The sequence below is a fragment of the Amycolatopsis sp. PSD-21 genome, assembly GCF_055561455.1.
This window is the reverse complement of the sequence record NZ_CM145712.1, coordinates 5230147-5241920: the sequence shown is the minus strand read 5'-3', so window position 1 is coordinate 5241920 and position 11774 is coordinate 5230147. Positions and strand designations below refer to the sequence as shown.

9 protein-coding genes are annotated in these 11774 nt (G+C 71.6%); 6 read left to right on the top strand and 3 right to left on the bottom strand.

The features are described from left to right. Positions 1-28: 28 nt before the first annotated feature. The 5 genes from ACZ1DY_RS24685 to ACZ1DY_RS24665 are packed head-to-tail and all read left to right on the top strand — an operon-like array spanning position 29 to position 7950. On the top strand, positions 29-3025 hold the full coding sequence (locus tag ACZ1DY_RS24685) for a type I polyketide synthase (protein WP_465480991.1): 2997 nt from the start codon (positions 29-31) through the stop codon (positions 3023-3025). After that, complete coding sequence (locus ACZ1DY_RS24680; protein WP_465480990.1) at positions 3003-4955, top strand: non-ribosomal peptide synthetase; 1953 nt, start codon at positions 3003-3005, stop codon at positions 4953-4955. The genes ACZ1DY_RS24685 and ACZ1DY_RS24680 overlap by 23 nt, the downstream gene beginning before the upstream one ends. Beyond that, a complete protein-coding gene (locus ACZ1DY_RS24675) occupies positions 4952-5701 on the top strand; it encodes a thioesterase II family protein (protein WP_465480989.1) in 750 nt (249 codons plus the stop codon). Before ACZ1DY_RS24680 ends, ACZ1DY_RS24675 begins: the two co-directional genes overlap by 4 nt. Then, positions 5698-6708 (top strand): alpha/beta hydrolase, encoded by a 1011-nt coding sequence (locus ACZ1DY_RS24670; protein WP_465480988.1) that lies wholly within the window; start codon positions 5698-5700, stop codon positions 6706-6708. The genes ACZ1DY_RS24675 and ACZ1DY_RS24670 overlap by 4 nt, the downstream gene beginning before the upstream one ends. Before the next feature lie 3 nt (positions 6709-6711). Further along, a complete protein-coding gene (locus tag ACZ1DY_RS24665) occupies positions 6712-7950 on the top strand; it encodes an ATP-grasp domain-containing protein (RefSeq protein ID WP_465480987.1) in 1239 nt (412 codons plus the stop codon). A 13-nt stretch (positions 7951-7963) separates the two neighbouring features. Here ACZ1DY_RS24665 and ACZ1DY_RS24660 read toward each other — a convergent pair whose 3' ends face one another. Then, the gene (locus ACZ1DY_RS24660; protein WP_465480986.1) at positions 7964-9028 is read right to left on the bottom strand and encodes a DmpA family aminopeptidase; all 1065 of its coding nucleotides are present in this window, start codon (positions 9026-9028) and stop codon (positions 7964-7966) included. Next, positions 9025-9636, bottom strand: a complete 612-nt coding sequence (locus ACZ1DY_RS24655) for a TetR/AcrR family transcriptional regulator (RefSeq protein ID WP_126734619.1) — start codon at positions 9634-9636, stop codon at positions 9025-9027. Before ACZ1DY_RS24655 ends, ACZ1DY_RS24660 begins: the two co-directional genes overlap by 4 nt. Positions 9637-9778: 142 nt before the next feature. Between ACZ1DY_RS24655 and ACZ1DY_RS24650 the strand changes: the two genes are divergently transcribed. Beyond that, positions 9779-11149 carry an APC family permease gene (locus ACZ1DY_RS24650; protein ID WP_465480985.1) on the top strand — a complete coding sequence of 457 codons (1371 nt, stop codon included), beginning with the start codon at positions 9779-9781 and terminating at the stop codon, positions 11147-11149. Here ACZ1DY_RS24650 and ACZ1DY_RS24645 read toward each other — a convergent pair whose 3' ends face one another. Further along, complete coding sequence (locus ACZ1DY_RS24645) at positions 11150-11716, bottom strand: helix-turn-helix domain-containing protein (protein WP_034308044.1); 567 nt, start codon at positions 11714-11716, stop codon at positions 11150-11152. Positions 11717-11774 lie beyond the last annotated feature (58 nt).

Sequence of the window (11774 nt, the reverse complement as noted above, 5' to 3'; positions counted from 1 at the left end):
CCGGAGGCGGGAACCGAAGGGGTGGGGAATGGAGCGCGACCGGTCCTTGGACCTTGCCGTCACCGGAATGGCGATCCGCGTGCCCGGCGCCGCCGACCTGGCCGCGTGGTGGGCGGCGCTGCTCGACGGCCGGACACTGACCACCCGGCTGACCCGCGACGAGCTGTCCGAGGCCGGGGTGCCCGCGGATCTCGCGGATGACCCCGACTACGTCCCCGTCCGCGGCAGGCTGGCCGACGCGGACCGCTTCGACAACACCTTGTTACGGGTGGGTGCCCGCGACGCCGAACTGATGGATCCTCAGCACCGCCTGATGCTCGAGGTCGCGTGGGAGGCGATGGAGGACGCCGGTGCCTGCCGTCCCGGCGGCGACCGGGTGACCGCCGTGTTCGCGAGCGGCAGTGGCAGCGGCTACCTGCGCACCATGCTGGCCAACGGACCGCTGGACCCGCAGACCCTCGATCAGGCCATCCACGGCACCGACCCGGATTTCATCGCCAGCCTGGTCTCCTACAAGCTCGGGCTCACCGGGCTCGCGGTCGGGGTGCAGACCGCCTGTTCGTCGTCGTTGGTCGGGCTGCACCTCGCCGGGCAGGCGCTGCTGAACGGTGACTGCGACCAGGCCGTCGTCGTGGCCGCGGGCATCGACTTCCCGCAGGGCGGGCATTTGCACGTCCCCGGCGGCATCCAGTCGGCATCCGGCGACTGCCGCCCCTTCGACGAGAACGCCGATGGCGTCGTCGCGGGATCCGGTGTGGCGGCGGTGGTCCTGCGCCGTCTGTCCGACGTACTCGACGACGGTCCGCAGCCGCACGGCGTCATCCTCGGCTCGGCGGTCAACAACGACGGGATGGCGAAGGTCGGCTACTACGCCCCCTCGGCCGCCGGTCAGGAAGCGGTGATCCGCGCCGCGCTCGCGGCCGCCGACGTCGAGGCGGAGTCCCTCGGTTACCTCGAGGCTCACGCCACCGGAACCCGTGTCGGCGACCCCATCGAGTGGTCGGCGGCGTCGGCCGCGCTTTCCGGGATGGGCGCGGCGCCGGGACAGGTGGCCGTCGGTGCGCTCAAGGCCAACATCGGGCACCTGGACTCCGCCTCCGGTCTCGCCTCGCTCATCAAGACGATGCTGGTGCTGCGGGACGGGCTCGTGCCGCCGGTGGCGGGCTTCACCCGGTTGAACCCGCTGCTCGAACCGGCGGATTCGCCGCTGTACGTCCCGACCACGTGTGAGAAATGGTCCGGCCCCGAGCCTCGCCGGGCCGGGGTCAGTTCGTTCGGTATCGGTGGCACCAACGCCCATGTCGTCCTCGAGCAGGCACCCGTGCTCGCCGCGGACCGTGTCGACGTCGACGTCGACCGGCTGGTGGTGCTGTCCGCCGCGGACGCGGGGGCGCTCACCCGGTCTGCCGAGCGGCTTGCCATGTTCCTGTCCGCCGAGCGGCCGCCCGCCGGAGACGTCTCGTTCACCCTCGCCGCGGGCCGGGCCGAACTCGCCCACCGGCTGGCCGTGGCCGGCCGCGATCCGCTGGAACTCGCGGAACGCCTCACCAGTGGATCCGGGGTCGTGCGGGCCGAGCGCCCGGCCGAAGGCGGCGCGCCGGTGGTGTTCCTGTTCCCCGGCCAGGGCACTCAGCGGCCGGGGATGGCGGCCGCCTTCGCCGACGCGCTGCCCGGGTTCGGCGAGGTGCTGGAACGGTGCCTCGACGCGTTCGCGCCGCCGCTCGCGGAGCGAGTGCGTGCCGCGTTGTCCGATCCGGGGTTCCCCGCGACCGAGCTGGCCGCGACCGATCTCGCCCAGCCCGCGCTGTTCGCGGTGGAGTACGCGGCCGCGGTGGCGTTGAGCGAGCTGGGTGTCGAGCCGGTCGCGCTCGCCGGGCACAGCCTCGGCGAGATCACCGCCGCCTGCTTCGCCGGGATTCTCGACCTTCGCAGCGCCGCCCGGTTCGTGGCCGCCCGCGGGCTCGCCATGCACCAGTGTCCACAGGGGACGATGCTCGCGCTCGGCTGTGACGGGGAAACGGCGATGGCGCTGGCAGTCGAGGCGGGCGCGGACGTGGAGCTCGCGTCGGCCAACGGACCGGACAGCTGTGTGCTGGCCGGCGCTTCGGACGAGGTGGCCGCCTTCCGGCGTTTCCTCGGCGATCGTGTGCACGCGAAGGTCCTGCACACCTCCCATGCCTTCCACACCAAGCTGATCGAGCCCGCTTTGCCCGCGCTGGCAAAGGAATTGGCGGGACTGAAGCTCGGCAGCCCACGGCTGCCGCTCGTCTCGAACCGCACCGGCGAGCTGCTGGACCCGGGCGCGGTGATCGGCCCGCGCGATTATGTCGAGCAGGCCCGCCACCCGGTGCGGTTCGGCGACGGGCTCGCGGCGATCGCGCGGCGGTTCCCGGGCGCCCTGCTGGTCGAAGTCGGGCCGGGGCGGGCGTTGTCCGGGCTGGCCGAGGCGGTGGGGCTGGCAACTGTCCCATTGTCGGCACAGCGGACGCCTGCCCCCGGACGTGAAGTGCTCGGCGCGCTCGGGGAGTTGTGGGTGCGCGGTCAGCCGCTCGCGATCACGTCCGTGTGCGCGGACGGACGTCGGATCCACCTGCCCGGGTACCCGTTCGGAGGACCGCGGTGGATGGCACCCGAGCTGGGGAGAAAGCCCGTCACCGCTGAAGAACCGGCGCCGGAGACCCCGGACGCCGCGCCGCCGGGCCCGGCGGAACTGCTGACCGCGCTGTGGCAGGAGCTGCTCGGTACGCCGGAGGTCGGCGCGGAGTCGGACTTCTTCGAGCTGGGCGGTGATTCGCTGCTGATCACGCATCTCGCCCGGCGCGTCCACCAGAGACTGGGGGTGCGGGTGCCGTTGCGGGCGATGCTCGCGGGCCGCACCCTCGGCCGTCAGATCGCCGTCCTGACCGAAAGCCTGCGGCGGGCGGAACCGGCCGAACCACCGGGTGGCCCTGCCGTGGCCCCCGGCCCGAACACCGCATCCGACCATCGCCGGAGGAGTTGTGATGTTCTCGTTGCGACAGAGTGACCGCCTGCGCGAAACCGGGCACCGGACCGACAGCCCGGAAGCCGACGTGCTGGCCCTTGGCCACGCCCCGCCACCGGACTACGAGCCCCGGCCCGTGCACGAACTGGTCGCGGACTTCGCGCGGCGCACGCCGGATGCCGTCGCCGTCCGGTCCGGCAGGGAAGCGCTCGGTTACGCCGAACTCGACGAGTGGGCCGGGCGCGTCGCGGCTCGGGTGCTCGCGGCGGGAGCGGGTCCGGGCAGCCGGGTCGCCGTGCTGGTGCCGCCGTCCGCGGCGATGATCGCCGCGGTGCTCGGCGTGCTTCGGGCGGGCGCCGCCTACGTCCCGGTGGATCTCGCCCAGCCGCGCCGCCGCGTTGCCGCGGTGCTGGAAGACTCAGGGGCCGAGGTCGCCGTGGTCTCCGCGGAGTCGGCTTACCGCCTCGACGGGCTCGATGTGCGGCTGGTGCCCGCCGAACACGACGGCCCGGCGCCGGACGCGACCCTTCCCGTGGCCGGGATCGGCGACCCCGCCTACGTCATCTACACCTCGGGCAGCACCGGTGAGCCGAAAGGCGTCCTGGTCGACCACGGCGCTCTCGCCGCTTCGACGGCGGCCCGCCGGTCCGTCTATCCCGGGCATTCCGTGTTCTTGCTGGTCTCCCCGCTGGCCTTCGATTCGTCGGTGGCGGGGTTGTGGGGCACCTTGACGGCAGGCGGCACCTTGGTCGTGGCCGGCCCCGACGAAGTCAGTGACCCGGCGCGGCTGGTCGAGCTCATCGACACGCACCGGGTGACCAGGTTCCTGTGCGTGCCTTCCCTCTACGGCGTGCTGCTGGACGCGGCCGAACGTGCCGGAGCGAACCGCCTGTCGACCGTCGACACCGTGATCGTCGCGGGGGAGGCGTTGCCGGAACCGTTGGTACAGCGGCATTTCGCCTGGCACGGCCGAGCTGTCGCGCTGGTCAACGAGTACGGTCCGACCGAGGCCACCGTCTGGGCGAGCTACCGCAGGTTCGACCGTCCCGGCCCGGTCTCCATCGGCGTTCCGGTGCCGGGCGCCCGCCTTTACGTGCTCGACGAAGAAGGACTTCCACAGCCGAGAGGCGTGGCCGGTGAGCTGTACATCGGCGGGACGGGCGTGGCTCTCGGCTATCTCGGGCGTCCCGAAGCGACCACCCGCGTGTTCACCGGCGACCCCTTCGCCGGCGTGGAAGGCGCGCGGATGTACCGCACCGGTGACCGGGCTCGCTGGAACGACGACGGCACCCTGGACTTTCTCGGCCGGAGCGACCACCAGGTCAAGATCCGCGGGCACCGGGTGGAGCTCGGCGCGGTCGAGACGGCCCTGCTCGGCGCGCCGGGTGTGCGGGCGGGCGCGGTTTCGCCGGACTCCGGACTGACCCGGCTGGTGGCGTTCGTGGTCGCGTCTCCCGGGGTCGGCGCGGACTCGCTGCGCGCACACCTGGCCGAACGGCTGGGCCCCGCCGCGCTGCCCGGCCGGTTCGAGCTGGTCGACACCTTGCCGGTCACCGTGACCGGCAAACTCGACCGCGTCGGGCTACGCGAGGCGGCGGACGAGGTCCTGCGGCGGCCCGGCCCGGCAGGTGACGGTCACCGGACGACCGAGGGGATGCCCGCCAGGGTGGCGGCGGCTTGGGCCGAGGTCCTCCAGCTTCCCGACGTGCCCGTCGACGTCAACTTCTTCGACCTCGGCGGTCATTCGCTGACCCTGTTCCAGTTGCAGAACGCTCTGGAACAGCACACCGGGACCCGCCCGTCGGTCGTGACGTTGTTCCGGCACACCACCGTGTCCGCGCAGGCCGAGCTGATCAGCGGGGGCGGCAGGGGAGCGCAGGGCGCGTCGGCCGAGCAGCGTCAGGCCGCGGCCCGGCGCGCCCGTGCCCTGCGGGCCAGAAGGCAGCGCGCGACCGAGGGACCGGCCCGATGACCGGGGCCGCCACGCTTTGGCTGCACCGCACGGTCGAACGGCCGCTGGCGAAAGCCAGGCTCGTCTGCTTCCCCCATGCCGGTGGTTCGGCGTCGTTCTTCCGTGACTGGGGCGAGAACCTGCACGACGTCGAGGTGTTCGCGGTGTGCTACCCGGGCCGCGCGGAGCGGATCGCCGAGGAGCCGCCGACGGATCTGATCCGGCTCGGCAGGGACATCGCCGACGCGGTGGCGGCGCTCGGCGACGACCTGCCCGTTTCCTTGTTCGGGCACAGCCTCGGCGCGGTGGTCGCGCTGGAAACCGCCCGGCGGCTGGAAGAACTCGGCCGCGGCCCGGCGCGACTGTTCGCCTCCGGGTCGCGGGACGCCCCGCTGCCCGGCGCCGGCGAGTACGAGGACCCGGCGCCGGAATCGGTCGCCCAGCGGCTGATCGAGCTCGGCGGCACCGACGCCGAACTGGCCGCTGACCCGTACTTCCAGGAGCTGGTGCTGCCCTACATCATCGGCGATGGCGCGATGTTCCACGCCTACGCCAATCCACTGAAACCGATCCTGCGGTGCCCGGTCACGACGATCTTCGGCGATGAGGACGTCGACGCCGATCGCAGGCCGTGGCGCGAGCTGACCGCGTCGACCCTGGACGAGCACGTCGTACCGGGCGACCACTTCTATCTGACCCCGAGACCGCCATACGCCCTGCTCCAGCGCTACCTGGACCCGGCGTCGAACCCGGCAGGAGCGGAATGACCGGCACGAAACCCCACCCCGGTTCCGAAGACACGCGTGTCGGCCCGCCACCCCCGCTCGACCACGAGCTGGCCGCACCGCTGCGGGACATTCTCGCGGATCTGGGCGGGCCGCTGACACCGGAACTCTTCGCCGACCGCCGGGCGCGGACCGTGGCGGGGAGCCTGTCGGACGAGGACATCCGGCGCGGCGGCGCGTTCGAACTCCGGGAGCTGCGGGTGCCGGGGCCACCGGACGCACCGGAGGTCCCCGTGCTCGTATGCCTGCCGACCGGGAGCCCAGGACCGCATCCGGTGCTCTACAACACGCACGGCGGCGGCATGGTCGCGGGCAACAACCGGACCGTCGAACTCGCCGGCGAGCTCGACCGCGCCCAGGAACTCCAGCTCGCCGTGGTCGCGGTGGATTACCGGCTGGCACCGGAAAACCCGGACCCCGCACCGCTGGAGGACTGCTACGCCGTGCTGGAGTGGGTGGCCGCGGCCGCCGGCGAACACGGATTCGACCCGGCCAGGATCGTCATCAGCGGCAACAGCGCGGGTGGCTGCCTCGCGGCAGGGGTCAGCCTGCTCGCCCGCGACCGGGGCGGGCCCGCGTTGCTGGGACAGATGCTGCAATGCCCGATGCTCGACGACCGGTGTGACACGCCGTCCTCGTTCCAGATGGAGGGCGTCGGCCTGTGGGACCGGCTCTCGGACCTCGCGGGCTGGACGGCGCTGCTGGGCGAGCGCCGGGGCACCGACGACGTTTCCCCGTACACCGCTCCGGCGAGGGCGGACGACCTGGCGGGCCTGCCCCCCGCGTTCATCGACGTCGGTTCGGTGGAGGCCCTGCGTGACGAAGCGGTGCGGTACGCGAGCCGGATCTGGCAGGCGGGTGGCGAGGCCGAACTGCACGTCTGGTCCGGTGCGTTCCACAGTTTCGACGAATGGGTGCCGGACGCCGTCGTCTCGAAAACCGCCCAGCGTGCGCGGCTCGACTGGCTGCGCCGTCTGCTGGCACGGTAGATCATGAGCGTGTCAGACGAGCCTCGCCTGTTGTTCGTCGGCGGTGCGGGCCCCATCTCCTCGAGCCGGGACATCGTCTCCGACGCCCTGAACCAGGCACGTGCCCGCGGAATCCGCACCCACATCCTCAGCCGGGCCGAACTGCTGGCCGAGACCAAGGAGGTCACCGCGCTCGCCGACGAGGTGTCCGTGGTGGATCCCGATGACCCGGTGGCCTGCGCGCGATGGGCGCGTGAGCGGTTCGCGGCGGGCGACCGGTTCGAGCTGGTGCTGGGACTGCGGGACACCGTGCTCGCCGCGGTCGCCGAATGCGCACGGGTCTTCGGTGCGGTGGGGAACTCGCCGGACGCCGTTTCCCGCGTCCGCAACAAGGACACCTGCCGGGAGGCGCTCGCCGCGGCCGGGTTCCGCCAGCCGTCGGTGCGGCTGTGCGCCGGCGCCGGCCAGGCGGCCGAATTCCTCGCCGCCTCCACCGGCCCGTGGGTGGTCAAGCCCCGAGACGGCATGGCCAGCATCGGCGTGCGGAAGGTGTCCGCGCCCGCCGATCTCCCCGCCGCGATCGAGGCACTACCCGATCGCGAACTGTTCCTCGTCGAGGAATTCGTGTCCGGTCCCGAATTCAGCGTGGAAGGGGTCTTCCTCGGCGGGCGGCCGCGTGTTCTCGCGGTGACCGAGAAGGAAAAGCTGCCACCACCGCATTTCGTCGAGAGCGGGCATCTGCTTCCCGCGGACCTGCCGGACGAGTGCACCCGGGAGATCGAGCGGCAGGTCACCGCCGCGCTCACCGCGCTCGGCCTGTGTTTCGGCGTCTTCCACGTCGAATTGTGGCTGTGTGCCGGGGAAGTCGTGCTCGGCGAAGTGCACGTCCGGCCCGGCGGGGACTGGTTGCACCGGCTGCTCGCGCACGCCATTCCCGGTCTGGAGCTGTTCGGCCTGATCTTCGACGATCTGCTCGGACGGCCGTCCACCGGGTACCCGGCGCCCAGCCGCGCGGGAGCGGCCCGCTTTTTCACCGCGCGGCCCGGACGCCTGGTCCGGATCGAGGGCTGGGAGCGGGTGCGGGACCATCCGGCCGTGCTGCACGCCGAACTGACCGTCCGTCCCGGAGACCGGATCCGCCCGGTGCACCAGTCCGGCGACCGGGCAGGCGTCGTGGTGGTCGGTGCGGACACCCCGGAAGCCGCCCGCGACCTCGCGCGGAGGCTGGCCGGTGCGGTGCGGTTCACCGTCGATGGAGACTGATACAGGCCCGCTTCTAGGCGCGCCAACGTGACGTCGGGAGTGCGGGGACCCGGTGGCCACGGTGACCGGTCATCTCCTCGTTCGCGAACAGGGAGTTGAGCACCGCCTCTTCGGTCGCCTGCACCACGGCCTCGAAGAACGGGTCGAGCCTGCCCCACGGGATGAAGCGCATGCTTTCGTACTCCGCAGCCTCCGTCCGCGGGAACCGGCTGGTGAGCGCTCCCGGGTTCGCCGTGCTGAAGGCGAGGAAGAGGTCGCCGGAGAAGTGCGAACCCGCGGTGCCCGTGCGGGCCAGGCCGAGCGGGACACGGCGGGCGAGAGCCGTGCACTGGCCGGGCAGCAGGGGAGCATCGGTACCCACGAGCACGATCACCGAACCCGCGCCGGACGGCGCCGCCCAGTCCTCCTCCATCGGGTTGTCGGCGCCGAGTTCGGCTCCGACGTGTTCGCCCGCGACGGTGAGCTCGCGACGCGAGCCGAAGTTGGCCTGTACCAACGTTCCCACGGTGTACTCGTCGTCCCCGTACGACACGACGCGGGAGGCCGTGCCGGTGCCGCCCTTGAAGCCGTAACAGGTCATCCCGGTACCGCCGCCGACGGAACCCTCGTCGACCGGACCTGTTCGCGCGGCGTCGATCGCGGCGATGGCGTGTCCACTGTGGATCGTCGGCGCGGTGCTGTCGTTCAGGTAGCCGTCCCAGGTCTCGGCGACCACCGGCAGCAGCCATTCGGCGGCAACGTCGGGCCGTTCCCGCACCACCCAGTCGATCGTGCCGCGGTGGCACGCGCCGACGGCGTGCGTGGAGGTGATCAGCACCGGCAGGGTCAGCGAACCGGTTTCGGCCAGCCACGCGGTGCCGGTCATCTCGCCGTTGCCGTTGAGGGCGTACGTCCCGGCCGCGCACGGCACGGCGAAATCCGCTCGCCCACGCGGAAGGACGGCGGTGACGCCGGTGCGCACCGATTCGCCTTCGACGAGGGTCGTGAAACCGATCTCGACGCCGGGGACGTCGGTGAGCGCGTTGTGCTCGCCGGTCCGGCCGGGCAGCGGGACACCCAGGTCGCGGGCGCGGGTCATGGACGGTCCTCCAAGGGGTTCGAGGTTGCTGTGCGGGCATAGGAGAGCAACATCGCCTCGGCGGTGGCGGTTTCCAGCGTCGGCACGGCTTGCGTGAGGTGCAGGCCGTAGCCGTCTTCCAGCGCGACGAGGTTCCGCGCGATCGACACCGCGTCCGCGGTCAGCGTGAACTCGCCGGTGGCGGCGCCCGCTTCGAGGATTCCGGTGTAGATCCGGACCTGCTGCTCGTAGAGCGTGATGTGCCGGGCGGCGTACACGGGATCGCGGCGGGCGATCGTGCCGAGTTCGTAGAGCAGCACGCAGAGTTCGTCGTCGGGACCGGTCGGCAGGCCGCTGCGGATCATCGCCAGCAGCCGGCCGGACGGGGTCGTCTTCGCGCCCGCGGCCAGCTCCCTCGCCGAACAGAATCGCGCCACCGCCTCGCGCTGCACCTCCTGGAGCAGGTCGGCGAGGGTGGGGAAGTAGTACAGGACCGAGCCCGGCGACAGGCCCGCGCCCTCGGCGACGTCCCTCAGCCGCAGGTTCAGCACGCCGCGTTCGAGGACGGCCTGTCTGGCCACCTCGATCAGTTCGGTCCGTCGCTCCGCCGCCTTGCTGGGTCTCGCCATGCCCCCATTCTTCGAATCTCGTTCGAAAAACGCAAGCGTTGTACGCGATCAACCCTTGACGTCACACGGCCGAAGGCCTTTGATGCGTGCTCAACGGTTTTTCGAAGGAGATTCAAGGAACCCACCTTGTAGGAGGTCGGCCGTGTCCACTCCAGCCCTGCGCCGCGGTCTGCGCACCCTCGGCACGCTGCTCATCACGCTCTCCGCGATCAGCCCCGCCTCGTCGGTCTTCATCATCGCGCCGGGGGTGATCTCCGGGGCCGGGACGGGCGCCTTCTACAGCTTCGTGGCGGCCGCGGTGGTCGGAGTGTTCATGGCCTTCGTCTACGCCGAACTGGCGTCGGCGTTCCCGTTGGCGGGCGGCGAGTACGCGATCGTCACCCGCACTCTCGGCCGCCTGCCCGGGTTCGCCGTACTCGGCCTGATGATCATCACGCAGGTGCTCATCGTCGCGGTGATCGCGCTCGGCGTCGGCACCTACCTCGGCGTGCTCCTGCCCGGCGTACCCGGCTCGGTGATCGCCGCCGTGACCTGTGTGGTCGCGGCCGTCGTCGGCGTGTTGGACATCAAGCTCAACGCCTGGGTCACCGGTATCTTCCTGGCGATCGAGATCCTCGCGCTGATCGTGGTCAGCGCGCTCGGACTGCTGAACCCGGCACGCTCTTTCACCGACCTGCTGGCCCATCCGGTCGCCTCGGACGGCGGACCGGCCACGGTCGGCGCCATCGCGATCGCCACGTCGGTCGCGATCTTCGCCTACAACGGCTACGGCTCGGCGGTGTACTTCGGCGAGGAGACGCAGGACGCCTCCCGCGGTATCGCCCGCGCGATCCTGATGGCCCTCGGCATCACGGTGCTCGCCGAGCTGATCCCGGTGACCGCGGTCCTGCTCGGCGCGCCCGATCTGAACGCGTTGTTCGCCTCGGAGAACATGCTGTCCTACTTCATCGACTCGCGCGGCGGCGGAACCCTCGACACGGTGCTCGGGCTGGCGGTCGCGCTCGCGATCATCAACGCCGTGCTGGCGATCGTGCTGATCAGTTCGCGGATGTTGTTCAGCAGCGGCCGCGACCGCGCGTGGCCCCGGCCGGTCAACCGGGCGCTGGCCGCGGTGCACCCGAAGTTCGGGACGCCGTGGGTGGCCACCGTCGGCACGGGCCTGGTGGCCGCGCTGCTCTGCTTCGTCGACCCGAAACTGCTGCTGGTGGTGACGAGCACGTCGATCGTGGCGGTCTACGCGGCGCTCTGCCTCGGCGCGATCGTCGGAAGGCGCACCGGTGCCACCGCGCACGCCAGGTACCGGATGCCGTGGTTCCCGGTCGCGCCGGTGCTGGCGCTCGCCGTCCTGGTGTTCGTCGTCTACCAGAACCTGCTCGATCCTGCGGTGGGGCGGCCGAGCCTGATCGTCACCGCCTGCGTCGCCCTGCTGTCCATCGCCTACTACCTCCTGGTTCTGCGGCGGAAGGGCGGCTGGAAGCTCGCCGAGGTCACCGAAGAGAAGGAGCCGGCCTGATCAGGTGTACTCGGCGATCTCCACGCCGTACGTGCCCGGTTCGAGCGCCTCGAAGATGTGCGGGACGTCGCCGGGGTAGCAGATGTAGTCGCCTGGCAGCAGTTCGACCGGCTCGTCCAGCGGCCCGACCTTGGCGCGGCCCGCGCTGAGGACGATGTGCTCGACGATGCCGCTCATATGCGGATCGGAGAGCCGTGGTTTCCCGGGCTCGGCGCGGATCAGGTACACGTCGCGCCGGGCGCCGGGCGGGCAGGAACTGAGCAGCGTGCAGGCGTAATCGGCGTGCTCGGCGAACACCGTCGGCCCGCTGCCCGAGCGGATGACCTGCACGCGGGGGCGTTCGGGTTCGACCACGCGGGAGAACGGGACGTCGAGCGCGACGCACAACGCCCAGATCGTCTCGACGCTCGGGTTCCCGGTCCCGGATTCCAGCTGCGAGAGCGTGGACTTCGCGATGCCGGCGCGTTTGGCGACCTCGGTGAGGGACAGTCCGGTGCGGGCACGTTCCCGGCGCAGGGACATGGCGATGACGTCCAGTGGTGCGCCGTCGGACGCGGTCGGGGACATGCGTTCGCTCCATCGGTCGTTGCGTTCGCCTTGACGAACACGGCTGCGTTCGTTCATT